The 17,293-nt window shown below is 51.4% G+C and carries 13 protein-coding genes; 8 read left to right on the forward strand and 5 right to left on the reverse strand.

Annotation, left to right across the window (positions count from 1 at the left end):
* Positions 1-68 precede the first annotated feature (68 nt).
* Positions 69-2,711: a transglycosylase domain-containing protein gene (locus tag AB1656_12755; protein MEW6236248.1), complete on the reverse strand. Its 2,643-nt coding sequence runs from the start codon at positions 2,709-2,711 to the stop codon at positions 69-71.
* A gap of 27 nt (positions 2,712-2,738) precedes the next feature.
* Here AB1656_12755 and AB1656_12760 point away from each other — a divergent pair, with 27 nt between their 5' ends.
* The 3 genes from AB1656_12760 (at position 2,739) to AB1656_12770 (ending at position 6,255) form a co-directional block, all read left to right on the forward strand.
* On the forward strand, positions 2,739-2,978 hold the full coding sequence (locus AB1656_12760) for a hypothetical protein (protein ID MEW6236249.1): 240 nt from the start codon (positions 2,739-2,741) through the stop codon (positions 2,976-2,978).
* 109 nt (positions 2,979-3,087) lie between these two features.
* Positions 3,088-3,375, forward strand: a complete 288-nt coding sequence (locus AB1656_12765) for a hypothetical protein (protein ID MEW6236250.1) — start codon at positions 3,088-3,090, stop codon at positions 3,373-3,375.
* Positions 3,376-3,822: 447 nt separating this feature from the next.
* Positions 3,823-6,255, forward strand: a complete 2,433-nt coding sequence (locus AB1656_12770; protein MEW6236251.1) for an endonuclease MutS2 — start codon at positions 3,823-3,825, stop codon at positions 6,253-6,255.
* A 220-nt stretch (positions 6,256-6,475) separates the two neighbouring features.
* On the opposite strand, the gene AB1656_12775 is transcribed toward AB1656_12770, so the two are convergent.
* Positions 6,476-7,450, reverse strand: a complete 975-nt coding sequence (locus AB1656_12775) for an alcohol dehydrogenase catalytic domain-containing protein (GenBank protein ID MEW6236252.1) — start codon at positions 7,448-7,450, stop codon at positions 6,476-6,478.
* 155 nt (positions 7,451-7,605) lie between these two features.
* On the opposite strand from AB1656_12775, the gene AB1656_12780 reads away from it, so the two are divergent.
* The 3 genes from AB1656_12780 (at position 7,606) to AB1656_12790 (ending at position 12,886) form a co-directional block, all read left to right on the forward strand.
* Complete coding sequence (locus AB1656_12780) at positions 7,606-7,938, forward strand: STAS domain-containing protein (protein ID MEW6236253.1); 333 nt, start codon at positions 7,606-7,608, stop codon at positions 7,936-7,938.
* Between the two features lie 190 nt (positions 7,939-8,128).
* Entirely contained in the window at positions 8,129-11,461 is a 3,333-nt protein-coding gene (locus AB1656_12785) for a glycosyl hydrolase (protein MEW6236254.1), read from the forward strand.
* A 201-nt stretch (positions 11,462-11,662) separates the two neighbouring features.
* The gene (locus AB1656_12790) at positions 11,663-12,886 is read left to right on the forward strand and encodes a GDSL-type esterase/lipase family protein (protein ID MEW6236255.1); all 1,224 of its coding nucleotides are present in this window, start codon (positions 11,663-11,665) and stop codon (positions 12,884-12,886) included.
* A 17-nt stretch (positions 12,887-12,903) separates the two neighbouring features.
* Here AB1656_12790 and AB1656_12795 read toward each other — a convergent pair whose 3' ends face one another.
* The gene (locus AB1656_12795; protein MEW6236256.1) at positions 12,904-13,101 is read right to left on the reverse strand and encodes a hypothetical protein; all 198 of its coding nucleotides are present in this window, start codon (positions 13,099-13,101) and stop codon (positions 12,904-12,906) included.
* A 158-nt stretch (positions 13,102-13,259) separates the two neighbouring features.
* Between AB1656_12795 and AB1656_12800 the strand changes: the two genes are divergently transcribed.
* Complete coding sequence (locus tag AB1656_12800; GenBank protein MEW6236257.1) at positions 13,260-13,904, forward strand: prepilin-type N-terminal cleavage/methylation domain-containing protein; 645 nt, start codon at positions 13,260-13,262, stop codon at positions 13,902-13,904.
* Positions 13,905-14,096: 192 nt separating this feature from the next.
* Here AB1656_12800 and AB1656_12805 read toward each other — a convergent pair whose 3' ends face one another.
* Complete coding sequence (locus AB1656_12805; GenBank protein ID MEW6236258.1) at positions 14,097-15,446, reverse strand: ATP-binding protein; 1,350 nt, start codon at positions 15,444-15,446, stop codon at positions 14,097-14,099.
* A 171-nt stretch (positions 15,447-15,617) separates the two neighbouring features.
* Here AB1656_12805 and AB1656_12810 point away from each other — a divergent pair.
* Positions 15,618-16,740 (forward strand): IS3 family transposase gene (locus AB1656_12810; protein ID MEW6236259.1). Its coding sequence is split into 2 segments (ribosomal slippage): positions 15,618-15,892 and positions 15,891-16,740, totalling 1,125 coding nucleotides; the frame shifts between segments, so codons are not numbered across the junction.
* 245 nt (positions 16,741-16,985) lie between these two features.
* Here the strand turns inward: AB1656_12810 and AB1656_12815 are convergent.
* Positions 16,986-17,293, reverse strand: a 308-nt coding sequence (locus tag AB1656_12815) for an ABC transporter permease (protein ID MEW6236260.1), incomplete at its 5' end; no start/stop codon positions are given.

Consider the following 17,293-nt stretch of genomic DNA (forward strand, 5'->3'; position numbering starts at 1 on the left):
ACCCATCAAACTTGTTATCGATAGGCTATATGCGGCCTCCCCCATTCTCTATTTACGCCCAGCGCAAATCAATACCCGGCGTTGAACGCATCCGACAATATAATCTTATTCGCGTCGGATTGGTATGGATCCGTTCTTTTTCTAATGGGAGATGACGGCGTATTGACAGGCTCCGTTCCCTCTACAAAGGGCGTCAAGATGAAGTCGGGATTAACCTTATCGGGATTATCCGGATCGACCAATCCCCCCGTTTTTTGGTTGATGGTTCGGAAAACGATTTTGTCCGGAGGCGGGATTTCCCCGAAAAGTTCGGGATGAATGGTATTGGTTTGTTCCATAAAATCCATCCAAACGGGAAGAGCGACTTTCGAACCCGTCATTTTCCGTCCCAGCGATAGCCCGAAATCGTCGTATCCTAAATAGACGACGCATAACAAATCGTTGGTATATCCCGCGAACCAGGCGTAAACGCAGTCGTCCGTCGTGCCGGTTTTACCCACGCAGTAGAAGGGAAGGTCTTTAGCCGGCGCCCCCGTTCCTTCATCTACAACGCCCCGCATCATGAAGGTCGTCAGGTACGCCGCTTCGGGCGTCATTCTTTGCACATTGAGATAAGGTTGTTTGAACTCGTAAAGCAGGGCGGGGTAATTGCTTTGAGAAGTCCTGCTCAACGAATCCTTGCGTTGATAGATGCGCTCCACCGTGTGCAGTTCGACGAAATTCCCCCGATTAGCCAGGACGGAGTAGGCCTGCGTCAATTCCATCGGCGTCGTACCCGATGTGCCGAGCGCGATGGACAAGTCGGGCTTATCGATGTTCAGATCGAAGACGTTCTTGCAAAAGCGTTGAAAATACTTGATTCCATCGCTCCGGCTGCCCATAAAATTGTCTAACAGCCAAACGCTGGCGGAATTGAGAGAATGCACCAGGGCGAAGCGCATGGGAATCAGGCCGTAATATTGGCCTTCGAAATTGCGGGGCGTCCAACCGCGCCAAAAATCCCTTTCTTCGTCTTTCAGCAAAGACGCAATGGTCCATTGGCGATTCGGCGCCGGCGCCGAGAGCGCGCAGGAGTAGAGCAATGGCTTGAAAGCGCTGCCCGGCTGCAGCGTCACCGATTGAATGGCGCGGATGAATTGCCCGCCGTTTTCGGCGTCGTTATAGTCGAATCCCCCCGCGATGGCTAGAACTTTGCCCGTCGTAGGCTGCACGGCGACTAAAGACCCCTGGACGTACCTGTCTTTCGCCAGTTTCCATTCCAAAGTTCCGTTTTCGCCTTCTATGGCCGCTACGCGGATGAAATAGCCCCTTTTCAACAGATCGAATTCGTCCAGCCACGTGGAATCCAGGTCTACGGGAATAGGAAACGGCCCCTCTCCCCCCTGTACGTTGGGCAGCTCGACGTTAATAGAACGGCTGTTGGGATCGTAATCCGAAACCGTCTTCGCGTCGTATTCGATTCCCGCTTTCAATACGTTCGCGGTCAAATAACTGTTCGCCGCTCGATAGGTGGGATGCCCCCAGTTGCGTCCGCCAATAGCGCGGCGCCGTTGTTCGTGCGCGATAATGCCTCGGCGCAAGGCGGCTTCGGCGGCCTCTTGCATGGCAATGTCGATCGTCGTATAGATATCGACGCCCTGACCGTAAATTTCGATGGGCAATCCTTCTTTGTTTTGTATCTGGCGATTCGCCAATTGCCGATGGACGGTTTCGGAAAAATAGGGGTATTTGGCGATTTGCGGGCGGCGGGCCATATCGGTTTTGAGATTGAACGGTTCCGCTGCCGCTAGTCGATATTCTTCCTCGGTAATGACTCCTTCGCGCTTCATCACCCGCAGCACCAATTCCGTCCGCTTTTGCGCTTTTTCGGGATGCTTGACGGGGGAAAAGGCGTTCGGCGCCTGAAGCATTCCTGCAAACAGGGCGCATTCCTTCAAATTCAAATCGGAAATAGGCTTCCCGAAATAAAATTCCGCCGCATTAGCCACACCGTAGATATTGCTACCCATAAACGCCTGGTTGAGATAAATCTCCAGGATTTCGTTTTTGGTGTACCGTTTTTCGATCTGTAAAGAGAGAAGGATTTCGTAGATTTTTTGGATGAAGGCTTTGGCGCTGGTTTGAGGGAGTTGATAGGGCAGCAGCTTGTTCAGAATCAAATCCTCCGCCAATTGCATAGTCAGCGTGCTTCCTCCCTGATCTCGCGTTCCCGTTTTCAAATCGTAAATGGCCGCCCTTATGAAGCCGCGCAGATCGATGCCGAAATGTTTGTAAAAACGGATGTCTTCCAACGTTACCACGGCGTCGATGAGATTTTTCGGCATCTCGAAAAGCGGCGCCATTTCCCGGTTCTGCCGGTCGTTGAAAAAGTCTGCGATCAATTCGCCTTCCGGATGGCCGGAAAACATGCGCGAAGGCATCCAAGGGCTGTAGTTTTCCAGGTAAGGGATGGTGGGCAATAAATCCAAATATTGATTGAGGATGCCGATTCCCAAGCCTACGACGACGCCCGACGACAGGAAAAAGATGCCCAGCATCCACAATATGGGCTTCCAAAACGATTTTTGTTTTTGGATATGCCGTTCGATCCGCTTCGGCAGCGGCCCTGCCTTGGAAAGCGGACGGGGCTTCTTCTCCGGCGTTAGCGTCTTAACGGGAGGCAATCGCTCGCCTTGACTGGCGGGAAGAAAATCGTCGATCGGTAGTTTCATAAAAAATCGTTCGTTTCTGGAGCGATAATGGCGGGCTGCGCTTCGCTTGAAGCCTGCTCCGCACCGCCGCAACCTATGCGCTTATATCGCATGAAACGGTATTTTATATGTTTTTACGAAAAAGAACCATTTCCCGTAACCATGAAATCAGAGAATTTTCGGCAAGATCGTTCTCTCCCTCGCAACAGCCTCGCGCAGCCGGTTGGGCGCATGGCGGCGGAATGCTATACTCATCCCATGAATATTATGGATAAGGGAGTACTCTAGGACATTTGTAATTGTCCCCTCGCCCTCCGGGAGAGGGTTAGGGTGAGGGGGCTCATTCAACAATGCAACGTTCAAAATCAAATGTCATTGAATAGGAGAATGTTGACCGATGAATCCGTCTATACGCCAAGTCGATTTTATTTGTCCTTTCCAAAATGGAGACGTTCATTGCCAGGAAATCATGTCGCCCATGCGTCCGGCGCCGAGTCACCGCGAAAAGAAACTATTCGTTTTAATGGGGCGCGATCTCAAGCCAACCAAAAACGCCTGCCCGCATTGCAGCGTCTTTATCGGAGCTTGGCGCCGCCGCATTGGCCTTTTTGGCCATATTCGATATTTCTTTATTTGGATAGCGAAAAAACAGATCCGTTCGCCCCAGCCGCAAAATTTATTGTAAATTTCGTTCCGTTATTCCATTCGCCAAAGACGCGAGAATGGAACTGGCGTAAAGCAATCTACTAATTCATGTTACGCAGCTAATAGACTCTTGCCTTTGGATTAAGTATTTTCTTGAAAATTAGAAGAACCTTTCAAGCAAAGCGCAGAGGCTGCATTTTTATTACGTTTTTGAATCACGAAATCACGAAAAGGCTCGAAATTCACGAAATATTCGAATCACGGATAGCGCGGATTCTTTTGGATTCCACGGAAAAATCGTTCTCATAACGCGATTCCTTGCGCCAACCTTTTTTCTTTTCTTTTTTTCGTGTTTTTCTTTTTCATTTCGTACTTTCGCGATTCAATGCGATAAGCAAAATAAATCTATCATGTTTTTTATCCTGCGTAACATTTATTAATTAATGCGTAGTATTACGGCCTAAGATAGGCATAACCAATTCCTCTTATGGATTCGCACGCGCTTCAAGTTCTCGAATTCGATAAAGTTAAAGAACTGCTATTGCGTTTTACCGCTTCCACGTTGGGACAGGAAGCGGTCGACGCATTGCGGCCCTATACCTACGCCAAAGCCGTCCGCGAGGCGCTGCAGGAAACTTCGGAAATGACGCGCCTGTACGAGGCGCATCAGGAACCTCCGCTGGACGGCGTTTTCGATGTGCGCCAGCCCTTGCGCCAAAGCGCTGTTCCCGGCGCCATTCTCGATCCGGCGGAAATTATTCTCATCGGCGAAACCGTAACCGCCGCCGGGCGCATCCGTTCCTGTCTGCGCAAAACCAAAGTAGACGCGCCTCATATCCGTATTTTCGGCGACCGGCTGATCCCCCATCCCGAAGTGGAAGAAGCGCTGAAAAAGGTTTTCGATGAACAGAAAAATATCCGCGATACCGCTTCCCATCACCTCGCCCGCGTACGCAAGGCCATCCGCCTTCAACGGGACGACCTGATCCGGCGGCTGGAAAAACTGATGCGCGGAAGTTGGAAAGAGTATTTGCAGGAACCGTATTATACGCAGAGGGAGGGGCGCTACGTCCTTCCCGTCGATACTCATCATCAGGGCAAGGCGCGCGGCATCATTCACGACCGCTCCTCTTCCGGAACCACCGTTTACATCGAACCCATGGAACTAGTGGAGGATGGCAACCGTCTAAAAGAACTGCATCGTGAAGAGGAGATCGAAATCCGCAAAATCCTGCGGGAATTAACCGCCCTCATCGCCGAATGCCATGAAGACCTGGAATTCAACCTGGAAATTTTTCGCCATCTGGATTTGTTAAGCGCCAAAGCCCGTTTCAGCTTGATTTACGGATTGAATCCGCCGGTCATAAGAGAAACCGGCGCGCTGCGGATTTTCGAAGGCCGGCATCCCCTGCTTCTGGCCAAGCGCGGATCCGACGGCGTCGTCCCCCTCAACCTGGATATGCCGGATAACGTCCGCGGCCTGGTCGTAACCGGTCCCAATACCGGCGGGAAAACCGTCGTCTTGAAGACCGTCGGCCTCTTGGTTCTCATGGCGCAATGCGGCCTTCCCATCCCCGCCAAGCCCAGCAGCGAAATTCCCGTCTTCGAATCGATATGGGCGGATATCGGCGACGAACAAAGCCTGGAACAAAGCCTGTCTACGTTTTCGTCGCATATGCAAAACATCCGTTCGTTGCTGGAGACGGCCAACCGCCGCTCCCTCGTGCTTTTGGACGAATTAGGCTCCGGCACCGATCCCGTCGAGGGTGGCGCGCTCTCCTGCGCCATCCTCCATAAGATTCGCGAACAGGGCGCCGTTTTTCTGGCGACGACCCACTTGCAGGAACTGAAGCTCTACGCCTATCAAACTCCCGGCGTGGTCAACGGGGCTATGGAATTCAACCTGCAATCTCTCGAACCCACTTATTCTTTTTCGATGGGGCTTCCCGGCCAAAGCAACGCCATTCAGATCGCCAACCGCCTCGGCTTGCCCGTCGAGGTTATCCAATGGGCGCGGGAACGAGTCAAGAAAATGGGAGACTCGCCCGAAGATATTCTGATCCAGATGGGGGAAGAACTGCGCCATACCCGCTCGCTGCGTCAAACCGCCGAGCAGGATTGCGAGAAAGCGCTCAATCTGAAGAAGGAAAGCGAACGAAAGATCGAAAAAGCGCTCGCCGAAGGACGGGAAATCCGGCTGCGGGCGGAGCGCAAAGCGCAGCATCTCATTCATGAACTGGAACGCAAGATTCAGGATATGGAAAAAAGCGAGGCGGAATTCAAGCAGGAATGGCGGGATAAACTGGCATCGGTTCTAAAAGAGCCAAGTCCCGCCAAACCGCCGGTATTGGCTATTCAAGATTTGAAGAAAGAACTGGCCGCCGTCAAGCAAAATCTCGAATTGGCGCATCCCAAGCCGCTGGAAGAATTCATGGAAGAGCGCCAATGGACCTGGGAGCAACTCCAGCCTGGCGTTCGCGTCCGCATCGCCGGGCTATCCGGTGCGGCGGAAGTCCTCCGCGCATCCCAATCCAAAAAAGAAGTGGAAGTAACGATTAGTTCCATGAATCTGCGGGTAAAATCGGACAGGATCGCCGCCATTCTCGGACCTCGCCTTCCCAAGATGGAAACGGAAGGCTCCGGCGTTTCCGTGGAACGTCCGGAAAACGTCAAGCGCGAAATCGAACTGCACGGCATGACGGTGGATGAGATGACGCCGCTGTTGCAGCAATATCTCGACCGCGCCTTCCTCGCCGGTTTGCCGTCGGTAACTATCGTCCACGGCTACGGCATGGGCATCCTCCGCCACGCCGTGCGAAAAATGCTCAAGGAGAATCCAACGGTGGTGAATTTCCGCAGCGGCGAGGATTACGAAGGCGGCATGGGAGTAACCGTAGCCGAATTCCGCCGCCAAGATTGATGATATTTTATTGTGCGTAATACCAATCTGCATTGAGATTGTCGCTTTTCAAATTCCTCTCCCAAGATTGGGAGAGGTTAGGTGAGGGTTGATATTATTGGACTTATTATTCCCTCACCCTAACCCTCTCCCAGAGGGCGAGGGAATATATAAGCAATAATCCTAACGCATACTGGTATAAAGTGGGTCGAGCAAAGCGAGCCTCACCCTTCATCATTCATCATTCATCATTCATCATTCTCAACATCACCTTCTTCGCGCCCGCCTGCGACGCCCTTTTCCAAGCCGCTTCCGCCTCTTTAAGGGGATAGACCGCTTCCACCAGCCTGCTGATAGGCAAAACGCCCCGCGCCAGCAAATGAATCGCTGGCTGCAATCGCCCGCAGCGCGAACCCGTAACGGCGATTTCGTCGATGACCAGCGGCGTCAGATCCAGCGCCTCCGACTGCGCCATCGTACTTTTCAAGACGATGACGCCGCGCGGCTTCGCCAGCTTCATCGCCAGGGCGAAGCCGGAACTTCGGCCCGTCGCTTCGATGGCGAAATCCCATCGTTTATATTCGGCGGCGTCGAGTTGCTGTTCCATTACCGTCCGCATACGATCGTTGACGATCGCCAAATTTTCCTCATGATGCCCGATCAACAGCAAATCGCCCTCATGACGATGCGCCGCCGCCAAAGCGATGAGGAGACCCAGCTTTCCGTCCCCCAATATGCAAACGCGATGGGTTGGCTGGATATGCCATTGTTCGAAAATCTCCAGCGCCGCCGCCAGCGGTTCGCTAAAGACGGCGTCTTCGTCGGATAGGTTGTCTGGTATGGCAAGCAGGTTCCGATTGGGCAGCGTCAGATACTCGGCCATGCAGCCGTCCCGCCCTAAAATGCCCAACACGGTTCGATGGGGACAATGGCGTTCCATATCCTGGCGGCAGGCAGGACATTCGCCGCATCCGGCGTTGATTTCCCCAACGACGCGCGTTCCGGCGGCGCCGATTTCGCCGTCTTCCGCCAACTCGCCCACGAATTCATGCCCTAAAATCCCATGAAATCCCATGTATCCCTTAGTGAGTTCCAAATCCGTCCGGCAGATTCCCGCCAAACGCGTTTTTACGAGGGTTTCGCCGCGGGCGGGAATGGGGAGAGGCGCGTTGGCGTCCAATTGCAGACCGGCGGGAGTATATCTCAAGGCTTTCATAAAAAAAATTCTCTTTCGGGTTTTTATCCATTTAAATTATTAAAAATTAGTTGATACTAATAATATCATGCGCTTGATGTTGCTAGTATAAGGATGGCGCGCTTTAATCGGCGATAGATTCGATAGTGGAAGAAATCGATAATGGGTGGAATGGGATGCAGATCAATCGAATGGATTATGGCGCCGTTACTGTTTTGTCTTTCGTGGAAGACGAACATCTCAACGAACCCGAAACCTTGCAAGAAGCGATGAAGGCGGCGATCGCTGAAGGCCGTTCGGATTTCCTCATCGACCTGGAGAATGTGGTATACGTAAGCAGTTCGGTATTGGGCTTTCTGATTACGACTTTCCGGCAAATGCAAAAAACAAGGGGAAATCTGAAATTGCTTCACGTCCAACCCTGCGTATCGAATGTTTTTCGCATTACCCGGCTTGACCGTATTTTAGAAATTTTCAACGATCTCGAAACCGCTTTGGCTTCCTTTTGAACTTTTTCATTAACGCAGGATGCGCCTCTGGGAGCGCAAGCGTCCTGCCCGCGTTGAAGCGGATATCCCCCCGATCAACAAATTATATGATAGGATGGAATCGGCGAAGAAATACGCTTCGATCCATTCGGCGCTTTGAGATTTATTAGAGCGGAAACGAATGGGCCAGCCTTGCTCTAGGATTGAAAACATGAAACCGATTTTTTCTATTCGCAAAAAAGTACTTAATGATACGGCGTTCGTTTCTCTATTGGTTTTGACTCTATCTTTCTTTGACGCAATGGAACTATACCCGGCGGCGCAGGGATTGGAGGGGGAATTTACTCATCCCCCGGATTCGGCTAAGCCGTGGGTTTATTGGTGGTGGCTGAACGGCAACGTTACCCGCGAGGGCATTACGAAAGATTTGGAGGAGATGAAGCGGCAAGGAATCAACGGCGTGTTGATCTTCAACGCCGGAGGCGCCGATTCTCCCTCCGGCCCGCCGTTCATGTCGCCCGCCTGGCGCGAATTATTCCGCTTCGCATTGCGCGAGGCGGATCGCCTGAGAATGGAGGTCAGCGTCAATCTTTGCGATGGATGGGACGCGGGCGGCCCCTGGATTACGGCGGAATATGCGAACAAAAAATTGGTTTATTCGGAAATACAAGTGGATGGCGCAAACCATCTGTCGCACGAGTTGCCGCTGCCTCCGCTCGTGGACGGCTATTACCGCGAAATTGCCGTCATTGCCTTTCCCGAAAAAGCCTCGCGTCCATTAACTCCAGCGAGAGTAACCGCCAGCTCGTCTTTAGCGGGATATTGCGAAGAATGGAACTATCCGCCGGAAGACGCCGCCGATAACGATCCGGAGACCTTTTGGTCTTCGGCCAATGCGGAGCTATCCGCCAAGACGCCGGTCTGGCTGACTTTGGCTTACCATGAACCTCTCAATGCGAATGGTATGTTCATCTCGGCGGGGAAAGAGAACGGACCCCGCGAATGCGAATTGCAAGGCTCAATAGACGGCGCCGAGTTTTCGCCGATATGCCGTTTTACCTTGGAAAAGGGCGAGTCGAAACGCATCGATTTCGCATCCGTCCTAGCCCAACAATTTCGACTGACGATCGATTCGGCCTATGGCGCGCCCGTCCAAATTGCGGAAATGCAGATTCTGCGCCCTGGCGGCGAACCTTACTTGCGTCCAGGGATCAAGTGGTTTCATTTCAAATCGGGCAACCGCAGTTTTTGGGATTATCCCCGCCAAGGACCGATCGTCATGAACGATGAATATCCCGATGACGGCGCCTGGGATTGCCGCTCTGAGGATATTTGGGATTTAACCTCGCGCATGGATGCCCAGGGACGGATCGAATGGGACGTCCCTCATGGACGATGGACGATTCTTCGTTTCGGCTATACGTTGGAAGGGCAAAGAACGCGTTGCGGCACGACGGTTATCGGCTACGAATCCGATATGCTCAGTTCCAAAGGCATCGAGCGCCATTTCCAACATACCGCCGAACCAATACTGGAGGAAGCTGCCGCCGCAGGCGCGAAATCGCTGAAGTATTTCCATATTGACAGTTACGAGTTAGGCGCCGACATCCGAGGGCAGCAGCCCACATGGTCGGAAGCCTTTCGCCAGGAATTTAAAATCCGCCGTGGCTACGATCTCTTGCCCTATCTCCCTGCGATGGCCCGCCGCATCGTAGACAACCGCGAACGAACCAATCGCTTATTTTGGGATTTCCGGCACACGATCGGCGACCTGATGGCGGAGAAATTTTTCCGCCGCTTCAACGAACTGGCGCATGAGCGCGGGATTGGGGCGCATTCCGAAACCGGCTATGGCACCTACCCCTATCCCCATATCGACGGTTTGCAATGCGCGGGGACGAACGACATAACGATGGGGGAATTCTGGCAGGGAACGGACATCATGTCCCAGTTCAACCATTTCGGCAATGTCATCCGTTCTGTCGCTTCGGCGGCGCATATCTACGGACGCCGCCTCATCCAGGCGGAAGCGTTTACCTCCTGGAACCATTGGGTGGAATACCCCTTCGCCCTCAAGCCCACAGGAGACGAGGCCTTTTGCAATGGACTCAACCGCATGGTCTTTCATCAATACACCCATCAGCCGCTGCTGCAAGGCAAGCCCGGCTGGCAATACGGCGCCGGAACCCACTTCGACTGCAACATCACTTGGTGGGAGCAAAGCCAAGCCTTTTTCCAATATCTCGCCCGCTGCCAGCATCTCTTGCAACAGGGAAAGTTCGTCGCCGATGTTTGCTATTTCTATGGAGAAGGCGCAACGTCGTTCGTTCCCTCCAAGGAATTCTTGCGTCCGTCTCTGCCTTATGGCTACGATTTCGACGCCGTTAACGCCGAGGTTTTACTGACGCGCATAAGCGTGAAAAACGGGCGCCTAACGCTGCCGGACGGCATGAGCTACCGGCTGCTCGTTCTGCCAGAAGACGCCAAGATGTCCCCCAAAATAGTGAAGAAGATTGAGGAATTGCTCCAAGCGGGCGCGGCGGTTTCCGGCCCCAAGCCAAAACAAACGCCGGGCCTGACGGACTATCCCAACGCCGACATGGAATTGAAGCAACTCGCCGATTCGCTTTGGGGAGAAGAGGATAAGGCTTCCGGCCATAAAACCATCGGCGCCGGGAAACTCTTTTGGGGCGAACCGTTAGCCGATGTTCTGGCGCAATTGAATCTGCCGCCCGACGTAGAATTCCAAAAAGGCGAGAAGGAAGCGCGAATGGAGTTCATCCATCGAAGCATCGAGGATCAGGATTTCTATTTCTTGTCCAACCAAACGGAAAAGCCGTTTTCTGCGCAATTCCTTTTCCGGGTCAGCGGCAAACAGCCTGAACTATGGGATCCTGTAACCGGCGAGAGGCGCGATTTGCCGCAGTACGAATATATAGAAGGACGCGCATCGGCGCCGCTGGAGTTCGCGCCCTATCAATCCTATTTCATCGTATTCCGCAAACCGGCGTCTTCGGAAAAATCCCCAGGCCGCAATTTCCCGGCGCTCAAAGCAGTGCAGGAACTAGGCGGTCCCTGGACGCTGCATTTCGATCCTCAATGGGGCGGTCCGGAAGAGATCGTTTTCGATAAATTGCAAGATTGGACTAAGCGCCCGGAAGAGGGTATCAAGTATTATTCGGGAACCGCAACGTATCGCAAAACCTTCAATCTTCCTGATGCGCTGCGTCAGCCTGGCCAACGCCTTTATTTGGACTTGGGAAAAGTCGATAACGTCGCCGTAGTTCGCTCGAATGGCAATAACCTCGGCGTTATTTGGTGCGCTCCCTGGCGCGTGGAGATCACTAACGCCGTTCAAGCAACCAACAACAAGTTGGAAATCGACGTAGTCAATCTCTGGCCGAACCGCCTCATCGGCGACGCAAAACAGCCCAAAGAGAAAAGATTCACGCTAACCAATATCGTCTTCAACGCCGATTCCCCCTTGCTTGAATCCGGCCTGCTCGGCCCCATAATTTTATTGACGGCGGAAAACGATCATTAGCCGAAGATTGATTAATCCGTCGAGATTCGAAGCGCGAAAGGTAAACTCAAGTCCACCCTGCCTTTCTTTGAGCCTATGTTATGCAAATTTGATTTTACTTAATCGAATTTGTTTGCATTGCAGATATCGCGGATGAATGGGAATTAGGGGGACGAACATTGGCAATATGAGTTTAGGACGCCGCTATGTTGGAGGATTTTTATGCCTTTTTTGCCTAAAACGTCCCGCGAGAGATGGATCTTGGCGCTGCTGTTGGCGGCGCTGGCGTGGATCGGATTAGAAATCCGTTTGGGCGCTAAATATTCCACGCAGCGCGAGAGCAATATGAACTGCTTTCGCTGGGATTCTCGGACGTTGTGGACGTTTCGACCGTCCTTTCAAGGGACGGCATGGAATCAAACGATCCATACCAATTCGCAGGGATTTCGCGGCGGCGAGGAATATGCGCTGAAGTCCACCCATGCGCTGCGGATTCTGGCTTTGGGCGATTCGCGGACGTACGGCTTTCACGTTAAGGATAACGAGACGTTTTCATTCGTCTTGCAGGCGGAATTGCGGCGGCGGGGAGTGGACGCGGAAGTTATGAACGTGGGCGTTTTCGGTTTCACGGCCATGCAATGCCTGGCGAATTTGGAACGGCTGCTGCCCTATAAGCCGGATATCGTCCTCTTCGCGCCGGGATACAACGACCGGCGTTATCTTGTAACGCGGGGGGAAGATTCGGACGCCTCGTTCCGGTCGATCGCGCGATTGCGGCGCATTGCGGGCGTCCTGGAATGGAGCAATGCCTTTTTTGCGCTGATGCAGGAGATCGGCGAACGGAAGTTGAAACCGTTGCGGGAGCATCCGCCGGGATTGGATCGAGTCGCCGCGCGGGTATCAGAAAAGCGTTTCGGTGAAGAATTACGTAAAGCGGGCGAGCTGTGCCGGGATAACCATATCCGCATCGTTTATATGAAAATCTACGGCAATCCTTCCGCCTACGGCCTCGCCGAACAGGCGGCGGCGCTTTACGATGCGCAAAACTACGCCGAGGCGGCGCGGATGCTGGAGGAGAAGCGCAGGAAGTTGGCCCAACAGGCGCATCCACTGGCGATGTATTATCTTGGATTGTCTTATCAAGCGCTGGGCGAGAAGGAAAAAGCGGCGCAAGCGTTCGCCAGCCACAAGCCTTCTGGTTCCATTATGGGGGAAGCGGTTTTGCGCAGCGAGAGGCGCTATTTCGCGATAATGGACGAAGCGGCGCGCCAGTTTTCCGCGACGGTAGTCGATGGCCGGGCGGCGGCGGGCGTTATTGCATCCACCAGCGAGGATCAAGCATTCGCCAGCCTCTTTTACGACGAATGCCACTACCTGGCGGAAGGACATCGGATTATGGGATTGGCGCTGGCGGACGAAATGTCAAAAGATATCAAGAAACAATAATAAATTGAAATTTCGACTTAGGAAATGGTATCGGAAGAAGATGAAATTTTATCCTGTTTTATATACGTCATTTGATCGACGATCCGATGGGGATGTTCGGATTCTTTCCGCCGCAGACGTTCTCCCAGCGTTGTCAAATCGTTATTGCATTGGGCTAATAGATCGGCGCGCCATTCGTGGATTTCATCGATTAAATCACTTTCTCGTTTCGGCATGATTATTCCACCGAATCTTGTAAACCCTTTTCAGATTAAATATAAATCAGATATTGGAGATTATACTTTCCTATCAGATAATAGTAAGATAATTTGGTTTGCTTGATCGTCAATCAAGGCATCCGCATCGATCGTTCCATCCGCCGGGGAGAACAATTATGACCCAGACGCGGCGCAACCGTTCCGCCTTTACTCTCATCGAACTACTTATCGTCGTCGCCATCATCGGGGTATTGGCGGCCATCGCCGTACCTAATTTTCTCAATGCCCAAATTCGCGCCAAAGTAGCCCGCTGCTACGCCGATATGCGTTCTCTTGGCTCCACGATGGAGATTCTGCGCATGGACAAAGGGGTGATGCTGGTGGATTGGTGGGACGACGATCTGGAAGCGGGCCATACGCGGCTGCGGGAAGTGTTCAACATGGTCGGCGCCGGGCCGGATTTCGAAATCCGGGGCTGCGAGGCGGTGCTGGCGCCGTTGACCAGCCCCATCGCTTATATGTCTTCCATTCCCTTCGATCCTTTCCAAAAAAGCGGCTATTACTACTATGTGGATAACGATCCGGAATTCGACGGCCCCGACCACGATTTTCCCGCTTATAAGGATCCAACTGCCGTCATGTACGGCAACAAACCCCTCGAGCCGGGCGATTGGGCCTTGGGCGGCATCGGTCCCGATCAGGCTTGGTACGGCAAATCGTGGACCGACGACATCTCCAACGCCAGGGGCAGCAAATACGCCCCTACCAATGGTCTCAGCAGCCGGGGCGATATTATGTTGACTAATCGGGGGGTGGATTGAGGAAGGCGTAGGATGATCGATTCGCGCACAACCTTTAACTTACTTTAACGAACTCTGCTTGACAGTGTTGAACATTGTTGTACAAACTTTAACTTACTTTAACTTACTTTAACGAACGCTAGCATAAATTTATCTTCTTAAAAAACAAGCACTTACAGAAATACATCCCGTTTTTTTTACTTAAAACTTTTACTAATTTTTCTCTTCAAGTTCTTTTCTAGTTAAAATCCATTTCGCCGATCTTGTTGTTCCACTGGTATTAATACTCCCCTCAACTTTCATTTCTTGAAGCAGATTTCTAACCAAATTATTCTTCTGTTTCATCGTGAGAACATCAGAAACCTTATCAACCAACAATTTTTCGATATCCGCTCTTTTAGCCTGTCCAAATTTCTCTAAATATAAAATAATCAATTTCTTATAATACCCTCTATCAAATCCTCGATACTTAATATAAGCCGCTTTATCGCCCGTAATAGCTGCAATCTTGGCGGAAACAAATAGATTCGGACGGCGGCCTTCTATTAACCTTAAAGCTTTAAGCCGTTTAACCTCTTCTTCAGAGATGGGGCGCTTTTTTTGTATTTTATCCAAGCCAACGACATCCATCAAAGGAATATCCGTTTTCTCGATCAGATGGCGAGTATAATTCTCGTCCAAAATTTTCCCATAAAGCCGCACCTTAACCTTATCCTGAACGCTTAGATCGTAATCGGGCATTGGAAAAAAACGCCGGCATTGGATCTTGAAAATTTTTCGTATTCCGCTCCCAATGGTATCGATCATATTCAAATTAACCATCGCTTGCGCCAAAAATGGATTACGATATTGCTCTTGCGGCGCATCTTGAAGAAGCACCTTTTCCACGGAACCGGGTATGAAATGTCCCAGGTTAGTAAAGAGAAGCGAATCGGGTTCCTCGACGAGATTGATTCGTCCGCCTTTCGTATAATCCTGATGGGCGATGCAGTTATTCAGCAATTCCCTAATTACCCAAGGATCGTATTTCGTTACCTCTGTCGGGAACAGACTATTGTTAGACATATAACGGTAAGTAAGATTTTGAATTTTCTTATAAATCCGAGTAATTGATAAAATCAAAGGTGGGCCAAAATGCTGATAATCCCTCTTCTCCCCCGATTCATCTTGTAAAATCCAACTAATTCTCGCAACGGCAGGCGAGAGAAAATGCTCCGATTCTTCCTTTCCTAAAAGTAATAAAGATGAATTAGTAATCCTACCTTTAATACATACTTTAACTTTATTTAGGAATGTTGCGTCATCCCACTCATCGATTTCTTCAGTTTTTTTTGGATTTTTTTTCTTATACTGCTTTCGGGCAAATCGAATAGCCTTTAAATCGAGATCGGCGATAGACGCCTTTTCGCAAATCTTCGCAGACCAATCTTCAAGCGTATTCTGATTTCGGATCGTTTCAATCTCATTAAGATTCAAAGCTCCGATGGATTCTCCATTACGTCCGTAGAAATGGCCATTAAAGGATGTTGGATTACCGCGAAGGGCGGGAGGAATTTGAAACAACAATACTCTGCCTTGCGGCTGAGGGAGCTCGTGGATTTCAATAAAAGTGAGACGATTATTCGTCTTTTCGGCTATACCTTGTTTTTAAGGCGTATAATGGACCCCAAAAACTAGACAGGGAGTTAAGGTGGAAAACCGAGGAGCCGAAAGTAGGCGAGGAGGTTTTCCCAAATGAACAAGACGCGAAAGAAATTTAACGAAGGCTTCAAAGCGAAAGTGGCGTTGGAGGCGGTGAGAGGCGAGAAAACGTTAGCCGAAATCGCCAGCCATTACGGGGTACATCCCAACCAAGTGACCCAATGGAAGAAGCGATTGGAGGAGTCCGTTCCCCAATTGTTCAGCCGAAAAGGAGACCGAATTTTACATGATCAAAAAGAGTTGATCGACGAGTTGTACCGGCAGATCGGCCAGTTGAAAGTGGAACTGGACTGGCTGAAAAAAAAATCGCGGGGAATCGATTGAAGAGAAGCGGCGCTGGGTGGAGCCGGAGCATCCCCAGTTGTCCATTGCGCGGCAATGCGAGTTGATCGGCCTGCCCCGCGCTAGTTGGTACTACCAGCCGCAAGGCGAGACGGAAGCGAATCTGTTGTACTTGCGGTTGATCGACGAGGAATACACGCGGCATCCGTATTACGGAACGCGGCGCATGACGGAGTGGCTGCGGCGAGAAGGGTATGCGGTCAATCGGAAACGAGTCGGGCGCTTGATGCGCATCTTGGGACTGGCAGCGATTTATCCCGGCCCGCGGCTGAGCCAAGGCGGCGAATCGAAAAAATACCCGTATTTATTGAGGGATTTGAAGATCGAACGCCCCGACCAGGTATGGTGCACGGACATTACTTACATTCGCTTGCGAAAAGGATTCGTCTACCTCGCGGCGGTGATGGATTGGTACAGCCGCTATGTGTTGTCATGGAAACTCTCCCTGAGTTTGGAAGCGGGATTTTGCTTGGAAGCATTGGACGAGGCGCTGGGGCGAGGGCATCCGGAAATCTTTAACAGCGATCAGGGAGTCCAGTTTACCAGTCTGGAATTCACGGGACGGCTGGAGAAAGAAAAGATTCGGATCAGCATGGATGGAAGAGGACGAGTGTTTGACAATATCATGATCGAACGGCTGTGGCGCAGCGTGAAATACGAAGAGGTTTATTTGCACGACTACGAAACGGTGGAAGAATGCCGGGGGGGATTGTCGGCGTACTTGAAATTTTACAATGAAGGGCGGCTTCACCAATCGCTTGGTTATTGCACGCCGAACGAAAGGTATAAAGGACCTTACGCTTTGACGGCGTAGAAAGGAGAATGATGACCATCCTTCAGAAAGGGACTCAAGGGACAGGGGGCAACTCCAGTCGGGCTACGCCCTCCTTCTGTTGCCCCCTGTCCCTTCGACCTGACCTGGAGAAAGGGTTGAAAAGAAAAATCGGTTTCCACCTTATTTTTTCGTTTTTTTGTCTTGACAATGGGGACCACTTTACCTAACTTCTCCCAATTATGGGAGAGGAATTTAAAATGCGACAAATTCAATGCTGTTTGGTATTATTTCGCCGCTGCGCTGGCGGCGATTCGATTCATTTCCTCGTTTTGAAATAATCTATATTTCCATCCTGCAAGAACGAGGAAGAGCAGTTCCAATCCCAGGTAGATGAGAACATACATTCCGCCGCCAGAACCGAAGCCGTAGCTATGCAAACCGGAGGCCAGAACGAAATTGACGCCATACCAGGTCATCAAGATCAACCAAAAACCGAGAATGGCGCCCACGGCGGTTCCAAAATCGCGCAGCCAGTTGATGGATCGAGCGTGAAGAATGACCATATAGCCCAACAGCGAAATCAACGCCCAGG

The sequence above is a fragment of the Candidatus Omnitrophota bacterium genome (assembly GCA_040755155.1).
In the GTDB taxonomy this organism is placed as follows: Bacteria; Hinthialibacterota; Hinthialibacteria; order Hinthialibacterales; family Hinthialibacteraceae; genus JBFMBP01.